We start from the raw sequence: 15,676 nt of genomic DNA, 5'->3' as shown, positions 1-15,676 counted from the left end.
AAAGCCGCTATCCGGTCACTAAATGAAACGAAGTGGGCAGTTGATTTAAGCAGCATCGGGCTTTTGTATAGTTCTCTCGCAGCACGCTGTGAAGTAGGGGATGGAGACAAAGGCTTCAGCGTCCCGGCAGTGTGCCAACGGGACCTGGAGTTGTTTAAGGAGCGACGCGGGTTTGGTTTACCGGAATCCAGGTCGTTACAAAATAATTACACTTGGGTTTGTTGGGGAAAACATGACACTTGCGAAGCGACTTACATCGTTCATGCTCGGCTTTACGATGACGGCAGCCAGTATTGCAGCGAGGGCGGCAGACACTGCCGGAACCTACGGCCCGGCCACCGGCGGCACCGGCGGCCCCATCGAAAAGCAGCTCAACCTGCAACCGCCTGCCACCCGCATCGCCACCGAGGTCTATGACCTGCACACGTGGATGATGATCGTGTGCCTGGTGATCTTCGTCGCCGTGTTCGGCGTGATGTTCTACTCGATCTTCAAGCACCGCAAATCGCTGGGCCACAAGCCGGCCACGTTCCACGAATCGACCAGCGTCGAAATCGCCTGGACCATCGTGCCGTTCCTGATCGTCATCGGCATGGCGCTGCCTGCCACCCGCACCGTGGTCGGCATGAAAGACACCAGCAACGCCGACATCACCATCAAGGTCACCGGCATGCAATGGAAGTGGGGCTACGACTACCTGAGCGGCGAAGGCAACGGCATTTCCTTCCTGTCCAACCTGACCACGCCACGCGCGCAGGTTGGCGCCCCCGGCTTCGCGCCGACCGAAAAGCGCGGCGACAATTACCTGATGGAAGTCGACAACGAGATGGTGGTGCCGGTTCATAAAAAGATCCGCATCGTCACCACCGCCGCCGACGTCATCCACTCGTGGTCGATTCCCGCGTTTGCCGTCAAGCAGGATGCGATCCCGGGTTTCGTGCGCGACACCTGGTTCAAGGCCGAACACACCGGCACCTACCGCGGCTATTGCTCCGAGCTGTGCGGCAAGGAGCACGCGTTCATGCCGATCGTGGTGCGCGTGGTCAGCGACGCCGACTACACGGCTTGGGTCGATGGCAAGAAAAAGGAAATGGCCGCGCTGGCCGACGATCCGAACAAGACCTTCACCATCGACGAGCTGAAAACGCGCGGCGAAAAAGTCTACACCGCCAACTGCGCGGTCTGCCACCAGGCCAACGGCAAGGGCGTGCCGGACGCGTTCGCCCCGCTCGACGGCTCGGCTGTCGTCAACGGCGACAAGGCCGCGCAAATGCACGTGCTGCTCAACGGCCAGAAGAGCGGGAAATATCCTGCCGAAATGCCGGCGTGGAAGCAGCTGTCCGATACCGAAATTGCGGCCGTGATCACGTACACCCGCAACAGCTGGTCGAACAAGCCAGAACAAAACATCGTCCAACCGGCCGAAATCGTGGCTGCACGTAAATAATCCAGCAGAACAGCAGGAGACACAAATGAGCACAAGCACCATTGATCACGCCCATGGTCATGAGCACGACCACGCGCACGACCACGACCACGCACATGAGCACCCCAGCGGCCTGAAACGCTGGCTGTTCGCCACCAACCACAAGGATATCGGCACGCTGTACCTGTGGTTCTCGTTCGTCATGCTGCTGTCGGGCGGGGTGCTGGCGCTGATGATCCGCAGCGAGCTGTTCCACCCTGGCCTGCAATTCTTCCAGCCCGAATTCTTCAACCAGCTGACCACCATGCACGGCCTGGTGATGGTGTTCGGCGCCATCATGCCGGCCTTCGTGGGCTTTGCCAACTGGATGATCCCGCTGCAGATCGGCGCGTCCGACATGGCCTTTGCGCGCATGAACAACTTCTCGTTCTGGCTGCTGCCGCCCGCTGCGCTGTTGCTGGCGACGTCGTTCCTGGTGCCCGGTGGCGCCACCGCCGCCGGCTGGACCCTGTACGCGCCGCTGTCCACGCAAATGGGACCGGGCATGGACATGGCGATTTTCGCCATGCACCTGATGGGCGCCTCGTCGATCATGGGCTCGATCAACATCATCGTCACCATCCTCAACATGCGCGCGCCCGGCATGACCCTGATGAAAATGCCGATGTTCTGCTGGACCTGGCTGATCACCGCCTACCTGCTGATCCTGGTGATGCCGGTGTTGGCGGGCGCGATCACCATGACGCTGACCGACCGCCACTTCGGCACCACGTTCTTTAACGCCGCAGCCGGCGGCGACCCGGTGATGTACCAGCACATCTTCTGGTTCTTCGGCCACCCCGAGGTGTACATCATGATCTTGCCGGCGTTCGGCATCGTCTCGCAGATCCTGCCGGCGTTCGCGCGCAAGCAGCTGTTCGGCTACGCGTCGATGGTGTATGCCACCGCGTCGATCGCCATCCTGTCGTTCGTGGTCTGGGCCCACCACATGTTTACCACCGGCATGCCGGTGACGTCGCAACTGTTCTTCATGTACGCCACCATGCTGATCGCCGTGCCCACCGGCGTGAAAGTGTTCAACTGGATCGCCACCATGTGGAAGGGCTCGATGACCTTCGAGACCCCGATGCTGTTTACGGTGGGCTTCATCTTCGTGTTCACCATCGGCGGCTTTACCGGCTTGATCCTGGCGGTCACCCCGATCGACATCCAGCTGCAGGATACGTATTACGTGGTGGCGCACTTCCACTACGTGCTGGTCGCCGGTTCGCTGTTCGCGCTGTTTGCCGGCTTCTATTACTGGTCGCCCAAGTGGACCGGCCACATGTACAACGAAACCATGGGCAAGGCGCACTTCTGGCTGTCGCTCATTTCGTTCAACGTCACGTTCTTCCCGATGCACTTCCTGGGCCTGGCCGGCATGCCGCGCCGCTATGTCGATTACTCGGCGCAGTTCACCGACTACAACATGATCGCCACCATCGGCGCGTTCGGCTTCGGCATGTCGCAGGTGTTCTTCCTGTTTGGCGTGGTGATACCCACCATCCGGGGCGGCAAGAAAGCGGAAGCCAAGCCATGGGAAGGCGCCGAGGGCCTCGAGTGGACCGTGCCGTCGCCAGCGCCGTTCCATACGTTTGAAACGCCACCGCAGTTCAAATAAGCTGACCGCCATGAGCACAAAAAAGCCCAACAACACGCGCCTGGCCCTGCTGCTGGCCGGGCTGGCGGTGCTGTTTTTTCTGTCGGTATTCGTCAAGCGCATCTGGCTGAGCTGACATGAAAAAAGACGGCACCTCCGGACTGAACCGCACCATGCTCGGCAAGCTGCTGGTCACGGCCGTGGTGATGTTCGGCTTTGCCTATGCGCTGAACCCGTTCTACCGCCAGATCTGCGAAGCGCTGGGCCTGAACGTGCTCACGCAAAAAGATGGCACGGTCGAGTACGACAAGAACACGCAGGTGGACGCCACCCGCAACATCACCATCGAGTTCGATGCCAACAGCCAGGGCCCGTACCGCTTCCGGCCCACGGTGGCCTCGATGACGGTGCACCCGGGCGAGCTGGCCACGGTGACCTACGAGGTGGTCAACACCCAGAACCGCGACGTCGCGGCGCAGGCGATCCCGAGCTACGCGCCGCAGAACGCCATGCAGCATTTTAAAAAGGTCGAGTGCTTCTGCTTCCGCCAGCAAGCGCTGAAACCGAACGAAGCGCGGCAGATGCCGGTGATGTTCTACATCGATCCCAAGCTGCCGCGGGACGTCAAGACCATCACCCTGTCGTACACCTTCTTCGAGGTGGGCGGCATGGACAAGACGGCGGCCAAGTAAATGGACAAGAAGCCGGCGTCGTTTCTGTATTCGTTGAAAGCGGTGGTGTGGTCGTTCTTCGGCCTGCGCCGCAAAAGTGATTTCGACAACGATGATGCCCGGCTCAACCCGGTGCACATCGTGATCGCGGCGCTGATCGCCGTGGCCCTGTTCATCGGGCTGCTGATCCTGGCCGTGCAGTGGGCGGTAGCAAAATAGTCCTTACAAAATGACAGGGAGATCAAGATGAGCGCACACAACACCGCAGCACCGTACTACTTCGTGCCGGGGCCGTCGCGCTGGCCGCTGCTGGCCGGTATTGCGCTGCTGGTCACCATGGCCGGCGCCTCGGCCTGGGTGAACGACGTGTCGTGGGGCATGCCGGTCAACATGGTCGGCCTGGCCGGCATCATCGCGGTGCTGTACTTCTGGTTCGGCGACGCCATCAAGGAATCCGAAGGCGGCTTGTACAGCCAGCGCATCGACTACTCGTTCCGCTGGTCGATGGCGTGGTTCATCGTCTCCGAGGTGATGTTCTTCGGCGCCTTCTTCGGCGCATTGTTCTACGTCCGCGTGATCTCGATGCCATGGCTCGGCGACATCGACCATAAATTCATCTGGCCCGATTTTGCCGCGCACTGGGGCGGCGCCAGCCCGGCTGGCATGGTCGATGAGTTCCGCACCATGGGACCGTTCCCGATTCCAACCATCAATACCGCCTTGCTGCTGACCTCCGGTGTGACGCTCACCATCGCCCACCACGCGCTGCGCGCCGGTCACCGCGCGCTGACGGCGATCTGGCTGTTTGCCACCGTGCTGCTGGGCGCCACCTTCATGGGTTTCCAGGCTTACGAATACATCCATGCCTACAATGACCTCAACCTCAAGCTGACGTCCGGCATCTATGGCTCGACCTTCTTCATGCTGACCGGCTTCCACGGTTTCCACGTGACGATGGGGGCGATCATGCTGTCGGTGGTGTTGTACCGGGTGCTCAAGGGACACTTTACGCCCGATAATCACTTTGCCTTCGAGGGCGCCGCGTGGTACTGGCACTTCGTGGACGTGGTGTGGCTCGGTCTTTACGTGGTGATCTACTGGCTCTGAACATCGCCCAAACATCGGCGCTATAATGCTGTCGGCCGCACACGGAAGGTCCGGTGCGGCCGTTTTTTCTGGCGTAACGGTAACCTCAGCCGCAGCCGCAGCCGCTCAGCGCAAGCCGGTGGGCTGGATGTAGCCGAGCTTGTAGGCAACCAGGATCATCACGAACAGGGCGATCGACAAGCCCACCCGCACCGCCAGCGAGCGGACCGTGTTGTTGCTCTTGCCCTTGTCGCGCATGAGGAAGAACAGCGCGGAACCGAGGCTGCCGATGATCAGCACGAACGCGATGGCGACGACAATTTTCATGACAGGGCAGCGAGATGAGTGAGGCTTCATTGTAATGCCGATTGCCTTCCGATTTAAATTGATTCCCTTGATCGCCACGGTCCTGGTGGTGGCGCTGGGCATTGCCCTGGGCAACTGGCAGGAGCGCCGCGCCGATGAGAAAATCGCCACCCAGGCCCGGCTCGACCAGGGCGCGGCCGCCGCGCCGCTGGCGCTGACCGGCACGCCGCTGGCCGCTGCCGACGTCGAATACCGCCGCGTGACCGTCACCGGCCAGTTCGTCCAGGACTGGCCGTTGTACCTAGACAACCGCCCGTACCAGGGCCGCGCTGGCGTCTATCTGCTGATGCCGTTCAAGATCGACGGATCCAATATGCATGTGCTGGTGCAGCGCGGCTGGTTGCCGCGCGATCCGCTGGCGCGCGACAAGCTGCCCGCGTTCGCCACGCCCACAGGTATCGTCACCGTGGACGGCGTGGCGCGTCTGCATTCGGGCCACGTGATGGAGCTCGGTGCGGGGCCGGCGCTGGCGCCTGGCGTCATCGTGCAAAACGCCGATCCGCTGCAGGTGGCCAAGGCCAGCGGCCTGACCATGCAGCCGTTCGTGCTGCAGCAAAGCACGCCGGCGCGCCCGGGTGGCGACGACCTGCGCATGGGCCGCGAATGGCCGGCTTCGGGCATGAATCCCGAAAAACACCAGGGCTACGCCTTCCAGTGGTATGCGCTGGCGGCGATGGCGGTCATCTTTTTTGTCGTAAATGGATTCAGACGTGGAAAATCAGGCAAACCCTAAACAGACGGCGCGCGGGCGCTGGAAGCTGCTGGCCGTGATCGCGGTCTGCGCGGCGCCATTGCTGGCGTCATACTTCATGTACTACGTGGTCAAGCCCAAGGGCGGCGAGACCAACTATGGCACCCTGCTCGACGCGCGCCAGTATCCGATCCCGCCGATGGCCAGCCGCCAGCTCGACGGCAGCCCGGCGTCCCTGGCCGATTATCGCGGCAAGTGGATCATGCTCAAGGTGGGGCCGTCCGACTGCCAGCAGGCTTGCCAGGACCAGCTGTTTGCCATGCGCCAGTTGCGCACCATGCAGGGCAAGGCGATGGAGCGCGTGGAACGGGTTTGGCTGATCACCGACGAGCAGCCGCTCGAAACCATGCTCATGCGCGTGAACGACGGCACCCACATGTTGCGTGCGCCGGCGGCCACCGTGCAAAAATGGCTGCCGGTGGAGCAGGGCGAACGCGCCGCCGACTACGTGTATTTGATCGACCCGCTGGGCAACCTGATGATGCGCTTTCCGAAAGGCGCGGTCTCCAGCGATACCGCCAAGGCGAGCAAGGTCCACAAGGACATCGCCAAACTGCTCAAAGCTTCCGCCATAGGATAATAGGATAGATATACGATGCACCTGACTCTCGCTCAAATGGCCATCACGGCGCTGCTGGTGGCGCTGCTGCCGCTGTCGCTGGTATGGACATCGTCCGACGCCAACAAGTACCGCAAGCTGATCTGGGTGAGCGTATTTCTCACGTTCGACCTGATCGTGTTTGGCGCGTTTACCCGGCTGACCGATTCCGGCCTCGGCTGCCCGGACTGGCCCGGCTGTTACGGCGCCGCCAACCCGTTCCTGGCCCATGCCGAAATTGTCGCCGCCGAAACCCTCAACCCCACCGGCCCGGTCACCGTGGCCAAGGCCTGGATCGAGATGATCCACCGTTACCTGGCCATGGCGATCGGCGTGCTGATCGTGGCGATGATGGCGCAGGCGTGGTACCAGTGGCGTAAATCGAAGGGTACCCGCCCCGAGTACAAGCCCGGGATGCCGACCTTCTTGTTCTTCTTCGTCTGCCTGCAAGGCGCGTTCGGTGCCTGGACCGTGACCTTGAAACTGCAACCGGTGATCGTCACCATCCACTTGCTGCTGGGCATGGGTTTGCTGGCGCTGCTGGTGTGGTACGGCGGCCGCCAGAACCAGCTGATTGCGCCGGTGCGCACGCTGTCCGGTTCGCCCACCGCGATGCGCAAGATCCGCTGGCTGGCCGGTATCTCGGCCCTATTGCTGGTGGTGCAGATCGCCCTCGGTGGCTGGGTGAGTACCAACTACGCCACGCTGGCCTGCACCGATTTCCCGCTGTGTGGCGGCAAGCTGGTGCCGGACATGGACTTCCAGCACGGCTTTACCCTGTGGCGCGAACTGGGCAAGACCGCCGCCGGCCATTACATACCGTTCGCGGCGTTGACGGCGATCCACTGGGTGCATCGCAACGCCGGCTTCATCGTGGCGCTGGTGGCCGGTTACACGGCGTGGCGCGCGTGGGGCAACGTAGTCCTGCATAACACCGCGCGCGCCATCGCCATCGTGCTGGTGGCGCAGATCGCCACCGGCCTGGCGACGATCTACTTCAGCTTCCCGCTGACCATTGCGGTGTTGCATAACGCCGGGGCGGCGCTGCTGGTACTTTTGCTGACCGTGTTAAACTACAAGGCTAAATTCCAGCACGATCTTGCCAAAAAAGCAGCATCGGGTGCTGGTTTATCGCATAATTTACCGTTGAAGCAGCAATAGTTTGCCATCTGTTTGCCATCCGGCGACGGGCTTCGAAATGACATCATGACCACGCAGACTCTGACCAAATCCTCCCACCGCGCCTCGCAGTTCTGGGCGCTGACCAAGCCGCGCATCACCCAGATGGCGGTGTTTTGCGCCATCATCGGCATGTTCCTGGCGACGGACGGGATTCCTGACTGGCGCGTGGCGGTGCCGGCCACCCTGGGTATTTTCCTGCTCACCAGCGCGGCCTTCGCAGTGAACTGCCTGGCCGAGCGCGAGATCGACGCCCGCATGGCCCGCACCGCGCGCCGCCCGAACGCCATGGGCGACGTCACCGTGGGCGAAACCGTGGTGTTCGCGCTCCTCATCGGCGGCGCCGGCATGTGGATTTTGTATGCGCTGGTCAATCCGCTCACCATGTGGCTCACGTTCTTCAGCTTTGTCGGCTACGCGGTGATCTACACCATGATCTTGAAGCCTGCCACGCCGCAGAACATCGTCATCGGCGGCCTGTCGGGCGCCATGCCGCCAGCGCTGGGCTGGGCCGCGATGACCAACGAAGTGCCGGCCGAAGCGTGGCTCTTGGTGATGATCATTTTCGTCTGGACCCCGCCGCACTTCTGGGCGCTGGCGCTGTACCGCCGCGACGATTACGCCAAGTCGGGCCTGCCGATGCTGCCGGTCACGCATGGCATGGAATACACGCAGTTCCACGTGTGGCTGTACTCGATCGCGCTGGCCGCCACCACGGTGCTGCCTTACGTGGTGCAAATGAGCGGACTGATTTACCTGGTCGCTGCCATCATCCTCAACGCGGTCTTCCTGCGCCATTCGTGGAAGATTTACCGCCATTATTCCGACCAGGTGGCCCGCAAGGCGTTTGCCTGGTCGATCATGTACCTGGGCTTGCTGTTCGCGGCGCTGCTGGTGGACCACTACATCAAAATATGAAGAAACTGTTCGCGTTGGCCGTGCTGGCCGTCTCCATGATCATGGCCGGCTGCGGCGAGAAAACTTCCTCGCAGAGCTTCCAGAATGTCGACATCACCGGCGCCGCCTTTGCGAAAGACTTCGCGCTGACCGACCATACCGGCAAACCGCGCACCATGGCCGATTTTCGTGGCAAGGTGGTGGTGATGTTCTTCGGCTTTACCCAGTGCCCGGACGTCTGTCCCACCACCATGGCCGAGATGGCCGGCGTGATGAAAGCCCTCGGTCCCAGGGCGGACCAGGTGCAGGTGCTGTTCGTCACCGTCGATCCCGAGCGCGACACCCAGCCGCTGCTGGCGCAATACGTGCCCACCTTCGATCCGCGCTTTATCGGCCTGTACGGCACACCCGCGCAGACCGCAGCGGTGGCCAAGGAATTCAAGATCTTCTATGCCAAGGTGCCCGGCACCGATGCCGCCAACTACTCGGTGGACCACACGGCAGCGAGCTACATCTTCGACAAGCACGGCAAGGTGCGCCTGATGGTGCCGCACGCCAAAGGCCAGGCGGCCATCGTGCACGATATCGAACAGCTGTTGTAACTGCCATGCGCCAACGCTTTCAACCGTTCACCCGGCTCGCCGCCGTCATCCTGCTGGTCATCGGCTGCCTGATCGTGCTGCGCCCGTTCGTGGCGGCGATCCTGTTTGCCTGCGCCATCACCATCTCGAGCTGGCCGCTGTACCTGCGCCTGCTGAACGAGGTCAAGGGCCGGCGCTCGATCGCTGCCGCGATCATGAGCGTGGGATTGACCCTGCTGATCCTGGTGCCGCTGACCCTGGTGACCTGGAATATCGCCGACAACGCCGCCTCGTTCTACGACCACTTCAAGGCCAGCCTTGGCAGCGGCACGCTGGCGCCGCCGGGCTGGCTGCGCGACCTGCCGCTGGTGGGCGAGATGATCGACACCTATTTGCGCAAGTTGCTGGGCAGCCGCGAGGAATTGCTCAACGTTGCCAAGAACCTGCTCGAGCCGGCGCGCCACCTGCTGCTCGGTGGCGGCGTGCTGCTGGGCAGCGGCGTGGCGCAGGTAAGCCTGGCCGTGTTCGTCAGCTTCTTCCTGTACCGCGATGGCGTTACCATGCTGGCTTCGCTTAGCAGGGGAATGGACAAGCTGATCGGCGCCGAACAGGCCACGTCGGTGTCGGACACGATCGGTCGCACCGTGCGCGGCGTGATGTACGGCCTCCTGGGCACGGCGCTGGCGCAATCGGTGGTGGCGGCGGCAGGCTTCCTGATTGCCGGCGTGCCGGCTGTCGCGCTGCTGTCGGTGGCCACCTTCCTGTTTTCCCTGATTCCGGTCGGGCCGCCGATCATCTGGATCGGCGCCACCATCTGGCTGTTCGACCACGGCCAGACCGGCTGGGCCATCTTCATGGCGATCTGGGGCGTGCTGCTGATCAGCGGCGTCGATAACGTGGTCAAGCCGCTGCTGATCAGCCGTGGCAGCAGCCTGCCGTTCATCCTGGTGCTGCTGGGCGTGATGGGCGGCGTGCTGGCGTTCGGCTTCGTGGGCCTGTTCATCGGCCCGACCCTGCTGGCGGTAGGCATGGGGTTGCTGCGCAACTACACCGCGCAGCAGGAGTGAGCGCTCTTATCAAGCCGCGCAACCGTCTGGTTTATTGTGCGATCGTGCTGGCGGTAATCGCACTGGGCCTGGCGTCGCGCAAATTCCCCGGGTTGTTTCCGGCCGCGCTGGGCAAGTACCCGGGCGACGCGCTATGGACCATGATGGTGTTCTTCGGCCTTGCCGTGATCGCACCGCGCCTGAGCGTCCTGCAGCTGGCGCTGGGCGCCTTGGCGATTTCCTGGGCGGTGGAGTTCGGCCAGCTGTACCAGGCGCCGTGGATCGTGGCCGTACGTGCGCATCCGCTCGGGCACCTGGTGCTGGGGACGGCGTTCGGGTGGCTGGACCTGGTGGCCTACGCGGTGGGGGCGGTGGCGGCTTTCGTGATCGAGTCAGTCATCAGGCGCCTTAATCCAGATCCGCGTTATCTTCAGTGTCGTCCTTCGGTATCACCTTGACCAGCAGGATACGCGGTCCGTTCATTTTTTTCGCCACAATATCGAAATGCCGGAAGCTGATGCGCTGGCCCTGCTTGGGGATGTCGCCGAGCTTGACCATGATCAGCCCGCCCACCGATTCGACTTCCTCCATGCCCAGTTCCTCGTTCTCGATATCGATGCCCAGCGTGCGTTCGAGCGAGAAGATCGGCAGGCTGGCCTTGCCGATCAGGGTGCCGTCCGGCTGCTTGAGCCAGTCGTTTTCGTTGAGGCGGAATTCGTCGTGGATTTCGCCGACCATCGCGCCGAGCAAATTGTCGAGCGTGATGAAGCCCACCGGCCGCTTGCCTTTTTCGCCGATCAGCGCGAAGTGCGGGGCGCCGTCGCGGAAGCGGCGGAACTGTTCCAGCGCCGGCGTGCGGGCTGAAATGGTTTCAACCGGCCGCAGGAACGGCACCAGGTCGGTAATCGGCTTGCCCGACTGCTGGGCGAAGAACAGGTCTTTCAGGTGCACCACGCCCAGTACGGTCTCGCCGTCGCGGTCGTAGTACGGGTAGCGGCTGAAGCGGTTGCGCAGCATGGTGTCGAGGTTGTCGGCCAACGTGCGGCTCGCGTGCAGGCTGATCACCTCGTTAATCGGGCGCATCAGGTCCGAGACTGCCAGGTCGGAAAAATCGAGCGAATGGGCCAGGATGTTGCGCTCGTCCTTGTTGAACTTTTCGCCCGGCTGGCTGGTGCGCAGGATCAGCTTGAGTTCGTCGACCGAGTAATGGCTGTCGTGGCCGCCCTTGCCGGACAGGCCGGCAATGCGCAGCACCATGTTGGCGCTGGCGTTCAGTACCCAGATGAACGGGTACATGATCCAGTAGAAAATATACAGCGGCGGCGCGGCCCAGAGGCCCACGGCTTCGGGCATGCGGATGGCCAGCGACTTCGGTGCCAGTTCGCCCACCACGATGTGCAGGAAGGAAATTACGCTGAAGGCAAACACGAAGGCGATGCCATGCACCACTTCGGGCTTGGTGATGCCGATGGCGGTGAGCACCGGCTCGAGCAGGCTGGCAAAGGCCGGCTCGCCCACCCAGCCCAGGCCCAGCGAGGCCAACGTGATACCGAGCTGGCAGGCCGACAGGTAGGCGTCGAGCTCGCCGTGCACCTTGCCGAGGATGCGCCCCCGCAGCCCCTGCGTCTTGGCAATTGCCCGTACCCGGGTTTTACGCAGCGTGACAATGCCGAATTCGGCCGCCACAAAGAATCCATTGAGCGCGACCAAAAATAGGGCGAGCACGACAAGCAGAACGTTTTGCATAGGGGCCGAGCGGCGAATTTCTTCGTATAAAAACGCCTATATTAAACGACAGCGGCCCAAAGCAGCACGAATTGCCTCTTTCGGGAGGCCCCAAATTCGAGGGTCAGTGCCGACATTCGGACATTACGGAACTTTTTCTTTGATGCGCACTTCAATACAAAGGTTCAAAAATGTCCGAATGTCGGCACTGACCCCGAAGTGGTCCGGCGTTCAGTGGGCGAAGAGGCCGCTGTGGACGGCCGAGATGATGGCTTCGATTGCGGGGTGGCGGATCTTGCGTTCGTTGGAGATGGCGTAGAAGTGTTCGCGCAGTTCGGGGGCGTCGCCTACCAGTACCGCGCCCAGCTGGTCTTCGATGTCGTGCGCCAGCGCCGACGGGGCGAAGAACAGGCCCATGCCGTTACGGCCGAACGTATTGAGCATGGCGTTGTCTTCGAATTCGCCGGCGATCTCGGCGCGCACCTTGTGCTGCACCAGCCAGGTATCGATCCGTCCGCGCAGCGCGTTGTTGCGGGTGGGTACCAACAGCGGCGCGTGGTGCAGGCTGGCCGGGAAGTTGCCGCGATATTTGTCCGCCAGGCGCGGCACCCCGAACAGCTTCATGTCGCTCTCGCCCAGCAGGTGGCTGAACACCTTGAGGCTGCCGCCGGCGCGCACGGTACGGTCGGTCAGCACCACGTCGAGCTTGCCCAGGGCCAGGTCGGCCAGCAGGTTTTCGAATTCGTCTTCCATGCACACCAGCCGCACCTGCTTGTTCATGGTCTGCGTGGCTTGCAGCAGGCGGAACGCGATCAGCTTGGGCAGCGAGTCGGAAATGCCGACGGTCAACCGCATCTTGCCGGCCTCGGCTTCGTCGAGCGCATCCTGCAACTGGTCGCCCAGCAAAAAAATCTGCTCGCAATAGCTGAGCGCCAACCTGCCGGCCTCGGTGGGCACCAAGCGCCGGCCCTGTGGCTCCAGCAGTTGCTTGCCTATCGATAATTCCAGCGCGGAGAGCTGCATGCTGATGGTTTGCACCGCCAGCCCCAGCCGCTCAGCCGCGCGGGTGACGCCGCCTTCCTTGGCAACGATCCAGAAAAAGTACAAGTGACGATAGTTCAGACCGCTGGTTTTCATCAACAACCCTTCAATTAATACGAAGTAATACTTCAATTATCTTCTATTTTTAAATGAGTTGTCAGACCCTATACTGCCAGGTGTCGATTTATAACTTACAACGAGAGAAATCCATGAAGCATTTCAGAATTTCCTTCCTCGTGACCTTCATCTGCCTGGGTTTGGCCGGCTGGTGGGGTTACGAATTGGGCGGATGGAGCGGGGCGCTGTCGGCGTTCGGCGTGGCAGTGATTTTGGCGGCGATGGAAGTGTCGCTGTCGTTCGATAACGCGGTGGTCAACGCGTCGGTCCTGAAGAACTGGGACGAATTCTGGCAAAAGCTGTTCCTGGGCCTGGGCATCATCATCGCCGTGTTCGGTATGCGCTTGCTGTTCCCGCTGGTCATCGTGGCGGTCGCCGCCGACATCAGCATCATGGATGTGTGGACGCTGGCACTGAACGATCCGAAAACCTATTCGATGCACCTGACCAACCACCACGCTGAAGTGGCGGCCTTCGGCGGCATGTTCCTGCTGCTGGTATTCCTGAACTTCCTGCTCGACAGCGACAAGGAAGTGCACTGGCTCGGTAACTTCGAGAAGAAACTCGGTTCACTGGGCAAGGTCTCGTCGATCTCGGTGATGATTTCGCTGGCCGTGCTGCTGGGCTGCATGAGCATCGTCACCGAAGCGCAAAAACTGGTCGTGCTGATCTCCGGCCTGTGGGGCATCCTGGTGTACGTCGGTGTCGATGCGATCAGCAGCCTGCTGGAAAAAGAGGAAGAAGGCGGCAGCGATGTCGGCGACATGGTCAAAAAGGGCGGTATCGGCGGTTTCCTGTATCTGGAAGTGCTTGATGCATCGTTCAGCTTTGACGGCGTGATCGGCGCGTTTGCCATCACCACCGACGTCGTGATCATCATGCTGGGCCTGGCCATCGGCGCGATGTTCGTGCGTTCGATGACGGTGTACCTGGTGAAAAAAGGTACTCTCGACCAGTTCGTGTATCTTGAGCACGGCGCCCACTACGCCATCGGTATCCTGGCGGCGATCATGTTGGCAAGTATGAAGTTCCACGTGCCGGAAATCTTTACCGGCCTGATCGGTGTAGCGTTCATTGCCGCCTCGGTCTGGTCCTCGATCCGTTACCGTCGTCAGCAGGAAGCTACTGCGGCCATCGCAGCGAAGTAACGAACCAAAGAACACAGCGGGCCGTCTATTACGGACACGGCTCGCTGCTCTGTAGTACCCCTAGTCCGGTTTTCTTTTTAAGGAGTCTTACCATGGCAATCAGTCTGCAAAAAGGCGGTAACGTTAATCTGAGCAAAGAAGCCCCAGGCCTGTCGAAAATCATCGTCGGCCTCGGCTGGGACGTGCGCTCCACCGATGGCAGCGCGTTCGACCTGGACGGTTCTGCATTCCTGCTCAAGGCCGACGGCAAAGTTCGCGCCGACAACGACTTCATCTTCTACAACAACCTCAAGTCGTCCGACGGCGCCGTCACCCACTCCGGTGACAACCGCACCGGCGACGGCGCTGGCGACGACGAAACCGTTACCATCGACCTGGCCACCGTGCCGGCCGACATCGAGCGCATCGCCATTTGCGTGACCATCCACGACGGCGACGCCCGCAAGCAGAACTTCGGCCAGGTGCAAAAGGCCTACGTGCGCACCGTCAACGCTGCCGGCGAAGCGGAAATTGCCCGCTACGACCTGTCGGAAGACGGTTCGACCGAGTCGGCCATGATCTTCGGCGAGGTGTATCGCAACGGCGCCGAGTGGAAATTCAAGGCCGTGGGCCAGGGCTTCAAGGGCGGCCTCGGCCCTCTCGCAGCCTCGTTCGGCGTCAGCGTTTAAACCAGGAAAGGATTCGTCATGCCAAAATTTTCGGTCACCGGTGATATCGATCCGTTCCTGCATGTGTCGCTGGCACGCGGTGAAAAGATTTACTGCGAGTCCGATGCGATGGTGATGATGGAAGAGGCGCTTGACCTCAAGGGCAAGATGACCGGCGGCATTGGTGCTGCCATCATGCGGCGCTTTGCCAACGGCGAATCCTTCTTCCAGCAGCATATCGAAGCGGTGCGCGGCGACGGCGATTGCCTGCTGTCGCCGCGGCTGCCGGGCGCGGTGCAAATCCTCGATGTCGGCAAGGAGCAGTACATGCTCAGCGACGGCGCCTTCGTGGCGGCGTCCGAAACGGTGGAACTGAAGGTGCGTACGCAAAACCTCGGCAATGCGCTGTTCGCCCAGAGCGGCGGCTTCTTCATCACCGAGACCGGTGGCAATGGCCAGGTGGCGGTGTCGGGCTTCGGTTCGATGTCGCAATTGGACGTCACGCCCGGGCGCGACGTCGTCATCGACAATGCGCACGTGGTGGCGTGGGACAGTCGCCTGCGCTACGAGATCTCGGTCACCACCGGTGGCAGCAGCGGCTTCCTCGGCAACCTGGTCAATAGCCAGACCAGCGGCGAAGGCATGGTGCTGCGCTTTTCCGGCAGCGGCAAAGTGCTGATCTGCTCGCGCAACAGCACGGCCTTCAAAACCTGGGTGCAGACCCCGGCCCAGTAAAACCTACAATCAAGGAGAACAAA

The 15,676-nt window shown here is 61.7% G+C and carries 19 protein-coding genes; 16 read left to right on the top strand and 3 right to left on the bottom strand.

Translation table 11 applies throughout. From position 1 onward, the window contains the following. Window positions 1-232 precede the first annotated feature (232 nt). Genes coxB through DUPY_RS11900 form a run of 6 tightly spaced genes read left to right on the top strand, consistent with a single transcriptional unit; the run spans window position 233 to window position 4,843 of the window. Window positions 233-1,447, top strand: coding sequence for a cytochrome c oxidase subunit II (gene coxB / locus DUPY_RS11920; RefSeq protein ID WP_071651622.1), 1,215 nt, complete (start codon window positions 233-235; stop codon window positions 1,445-1,447). 25 nt (window positions 1,448-1,472) lie between these two features. Then, window positions 1,473-3,086, top strand: a complete 1,614-nt coding sequence (gene ctaD / locus DUPY_RS11915) for a cytochrome c oxidase subunit I (RefSeq protein ID WP_070248273.1) — start codon at window positions 1,473-1,475, stop codon at window positions 3,084-3,086. 10 nt (window positions 3,087-3,096) lie between these two features. Beyond that, window positions 3,097-3,201 carry a cytochrome oxidase small assembly protein gene (locus DUPY_RS28875; protein ID WP_229255336.1) on the top strand — a complete coding sequence of 35 codons (105 nt, stop codon included), beginning with the start codon at window positions 3,097-3,099 and terminating at the stop codon, window positions 3,199-3,201. A 1-nt stretch (window position 3,202) separates the two neighbouring features. Next, the gene (locus DUPY_RS11910; protein WP_070248272.1) at window positions 3,203-3,757 is read left to right on the top strand and encodes a cytochrome c oxidase assembly protein; all 555 of its coding nucleotides are present in this window, start codon (window positions 3,203-3,205) and stop codon (window positions 3,755-3,757) included. Further along, window positions 3,758-3,955 carry a DUF2970 domain-containing protein gene (locus DUPY_RS11905; RefSeq protein WP_070248270.1) on the top strand — a complete coding sequence of 66 codons (198 nt, stop codon included), beginning with the start codon at window positions 3,758-3,760 and terminating at the stop codon, window positions 3,953-3,955. It begins immediately after the preceding gene. 27 nt (window positions 3,956-3,982) lie between these two features. Further along, on the top strand, window positions 3,983-4,843 hold the full coding sequence (locus DUPY_RS11900; protein ID WP_070248269.1) for a cytochrome c oxidase subunit 3: 861 nt from the start codon (window positions 3,983-3,985) through the stop codon (window positions 4,841-4,843). Window positions 4,844-4,948: 105 nt separating this feature from the next. Here the strand turns inward: DUPY_RS11900 and DUPY_RS11895 are convergent, their stop codons facing one another. Continuing rightward, window positions 4,949-5,149 (bottom strand): twin transmembrane helix small protein, encoded by a 201-nt coding sequence (locus DUPY_RS11895; RefSeq protein ID WP_070248267.1) that lies wholly within the window; start codon window positions 5,147-5,149, stop codon window positions 4,949-4,951. Between the two features lie 34 nt (window positions 5,150-5,183). On the opposite strand from DUPY_RS11895, the gene DUPY_RS11890 reads away from it, so the two are divergent. From DUPY_RS11890 to DUPY_RS11860, 7 genes are read left to right on the top strand one after another with little or no spacing between them, the layout of a single operon-like run. Continuing rightward, window positions 5,184-5,921: an SURF1 family protein gene (locus DUPY_RS11890; RefSeq protein ID WP_070248265.1), complete on the top strand. Its 738-nt coding sequence runs from the start codon at window positions 5,184-5,186 to the stop codon at window positions 5,919-5,921. Beyond that, window positions 5,887-6,519, top strand: coding sequence for an SCO family protein (locus DUPY_RS11885; RefSeq protein WP_070248264.1), 633 nt, complete (start codon window positions 5,887-5,889; stop codon window positions 6,517-6,519). The genes DUPY_RS11890 and DUPY_RS11885 overlap by 35 nt, the downstream gene beginning before the upstream one ends. Before the next feature lie 15 nt (window positions 6,520-6,534). Then, window positions 6,535-7,698 (top strand): COX15/CtaA family protein, encoded by a 1,164-nt coding sequence (locus tag DUPY_RS11880; protein ID WP_070248263.1) that lies wholly within the window; start codon window positions 6,535-6,537, stop codon window positions 7,696-7,698. Window positions 7,699-7,743: 45 nt separating this feature from the next. Next, window positions 7,744-8,634 (top strand): heme o synthase, encoded by an 891-nt coding sequence (cyoE, locus tag DUPY_RS11875; RefSeq protein WP_070248261.1) that lies wholly within the window; start codon window positions 7,744-7,746, stop codon window positions 8,632-8,634. Continuing rightward, window positions 8,631-9,215 carry an SCO family protein gene (locus tag DUPY_RS11870; RefSeq protein ID WP_070248259.1) on the top strand — a complete coding sequence of 195 codons (585 nt, stop codon included), beginning with the start codon at window positions 8,631-8,633 and terminating at the stop codon, window positions 9,213-9,215. The genes cyoE and DUPY_RS11870 overlap by 4 nt, the downstream gene beginning before the upstream one ends. 5 nt (window positions 9,216-9,220) lie before the next feature. Then, window positions 9,221-10,261, top strand: a complete 1,041-nt coding sequence (locus tag DUPY_RS11865; RefSeq protein ID WP_070248257.1) for an AI-2E family transporter — start codon at window positions 9,221-9,223, stop codon at window positions 10,259-10,261. Beyond that, complete coding sequence (locus DUPY_RS11860; RefSeq protein WP_070248255.1) at window positions 10,258-10,698, top strand: ribosomal maturation YjgA family protein; 441 nt, start codon at window positions 10,258-10,260, stop codon at window positions 10,696-10,698. Before DUPY_RS11865 ends, DUPY_RS11860 begins: the two co-directional genes overlap by 4 nt. On the opposite strand, the gene DUPY_RS11855 is transcribed toward DUPY_RS11860, so the two are convergent. Together DUPY_RS11855 and nhaR are read right to left on the bottom strand one after the other, a co-directional pair. Continuing rightward, a complete protein-coding gene (locus DUPY_RS11855) occupies window positions 10,649-11,986 on the bottom strand; it encodes a hemolysin family protein (RefSeq protein ID WP_070248251.1) in 1,338 nt (445 codons plus the stop codon). The genes DUPY_RS11860 and DUPY_RS11855 overlap by 50 nt on opposite strands. 210 nt (window positions 11,987-12,196) lie before the next feature. Next, entirely contained in the window at window positions 12,197-13,102 is a 906-nt protein-coding gene (gene nhaR, locus DUPY_RS11850; RefSeq protein ID WP_070248249.1) for a transcriptional activator NhaR, read from the bottom strand. Window positions 13,103-13,215: 113 nt separating this feature from the next. Here nhaR and DUPY_RS11845 point away from each other — a divergent pair, with 113 nt between their 5' ends. The 3 genes from DUPY_RS11845 to DUPY_RS11835 all read left to right on the top strand — a co-directional run bounded on the left by DUPY_RS11845 (window position 13,216) and on the right by DUPY_RS11835 (window position 15,653). After that, window positions 13,216-14,271 carry a DUF475 domain-containing protein gene (locus DUPY_RS11845; RefSeq protein ID WP_070248246.1) on the top strand — a complete coding sequence of 352 codons (1,056 nt, stop codon included), beginning with the start codon at window positions 13,216-13,218 and terminating at the stop codon, window positions 14,269-14,271. Window positions 14,272-14,363: 92 nt separating this feature from the next. Beyond that, window positions 14,364-14,939 carry a TerD family protein gene (locus tag DUPY_RS11840; RefSeq protein WP_070248245.1) on the top strand — a complete coding sequence of 192 codons (576 nt, stop codon included), beginning with the start codon at window positions 14,364-14,366 and terminating at the stop codon, window positions 14,937-14,939. Between the two features lie 18 nt (window positions 14,940-14,957). Beyond that, a complete protein-coding gene (locus DUPY_RS11835) occupies window positions 14,958-15,653 on the top strand; it encodes a TIGR00266 family protein (RefSeq protein WP_070248243.1) in 696 nt (231 codons plus the stop codon). The last annotated feature ends 23 nt before the right edge of the window (window positions 15,654-15,676 follow it).

It is taken from the genome of Duganella phyllosphaerae (genome assembly GCF_001758785.1).
Taxonomy (GTDB): Bacteria; Pseudomonadota; Gammaproteobacteria; order Burkholderiales; family Burkholderiaceae_D; genus Rugamonas; species Rugamonas phyllosphaerae.
Note: the sequence above shows the minus strand (reverse complement) of the source record. Positions and strands in the feature narration are given on the sequence as shown.

What these genes read in the sequence shown, in the direction of transcription:
- ctaD (WP_070248273.1), top strand. Translation starts at nt 1,473, where the DNA reads ATGAGCACAAGCACCATTGATCACGCCCATGGTCATGAGCACGACCAC.
- DUPY_RS11905 (WP_070248270.1), top strand. Translation starts at nt 3,758, where the DNA reads ATGGACAAGAAGCCGGCGTCGTTTCTGTATTCGTTGAAAGCGGTGGTG.
- cyoE (WP_070248261.1), top strand. Translation starts at nt 7,744, where the DNA reads ATGACCACGCAGACTCTGACCAAATCCTCCCACCGCGCCTCGCAGTTC.
- DUPY_RS11900 (WP_070248269.1), top strand. Translation starts at nt 3,983, where the DNA reads ATGAGCGCACACAACACCGCAGCACCGTACTACTTCGTGCCGGGGCCG.
- DUPY_RS11885 (WP_070248264.1), top strand. Translation starts at nt 5,887, where the DNA reads ATGGATTCAGACGTGGAAAATCAGGCAAACCCTAAACAGACGGCGCGC.
- DUPY_RS11840 (WP_070248245.1), top strand. Translation starts at nt 14,364, where the DNA reads ATGGCAATCAGTCTGCAAAAAGGCGGTAACGTTAATCTGAGCAAAGAA.
- DUPY_RS11845 (WP_070248246.1), top strand. Translation starts at nt 13,216, where the DNA reads ATGAAGCATTTCAGAATTTCCTTCCTCGTGACCTTCATCTGCCTGGGT.
- DUPY_RS11835 (WP_070248243.1), top strand. Translation starts at nt 14,958, where the DNA reads ATGCCAAAATTTTCGGTCACCGGTGATATCGATCCGTTCCTGCATGTG.
- DUPY_RS11895 (WP_070248267.1), bottom strand. Translation starts at nt 5,149, where the DNA reads ATGAAAATTGTCGTCGCCATCGCGTTCGTGCTGATCATCGGCAGCCTC.
- nhaR (WP_070248249.1), bottom strand. Translation starts at nt 13,102, where the DNA reads ATGAAAACCAGCGGTCTGAACTATCGTCACTTGTACTTTTTCTGGATC.
- DUPY_RS28875 (WP_229255336.1), top strand. Translation starts at nt 3,097, where the DNA reads ATGAGCACAAAAAAGCCCAACAACACGCGCCTGGCCCTGCTGCTGGCC.
- DUPY_RS11855 (WP_070248251.1), bottom strand. Translation starts at nt 11,986, where the DNA reads ATGCAAAACGTTCTGCTTGTCGTGCTCGCCCTATTTTTGGTCGCGCTC.
- DUPY_RS11865 (WP_070248257.1), top strand. Translation starts at nt 9,221, where the DNA reads ATGCGCCAACGCTTTCAACCGTTCACCCGGCTCGCCGCCGTCATCCTG.
- DUPY_RS11890 (WP_070248265.1), top strand. Translation starts at nt 5,184, where the DNA reads ATGCCGATTGCCTTCCGATTTAAATTGATTCCCTTGATCGCCACGGTC.
- DUPY_RS11870 (WP_070248259.1), top strand. Translation starts at nt 8,631, where the DNA reads ATGAAGAAACTGTTCGCGTTGGCCGTGCTGGCCGTCTCCATGATCATG.
- DUPY_RS11880 (WP_070248263.1), top strand. Translation starts at nt 6,535, where the DNA reads ATGCACCTGACTCTCGCTCAAATGGCCATCACGGCGCTGCTGGTGGCG.
- DUPY_RS11910 (WP_070248272.1), top strand. Translation starts at nt 3,203, where the DNA reads ATGAAAAAAGACGGCACCTCCGGACTGAACCGCACCATGCTCGGCAAG.
- coxB (WP_071651622.1), top strand. Translation starts at nt 233, where the DNA reads ATGACACTTGCGAAGCGACTTACATCGTTCATGCTCGGCTTTACGATG.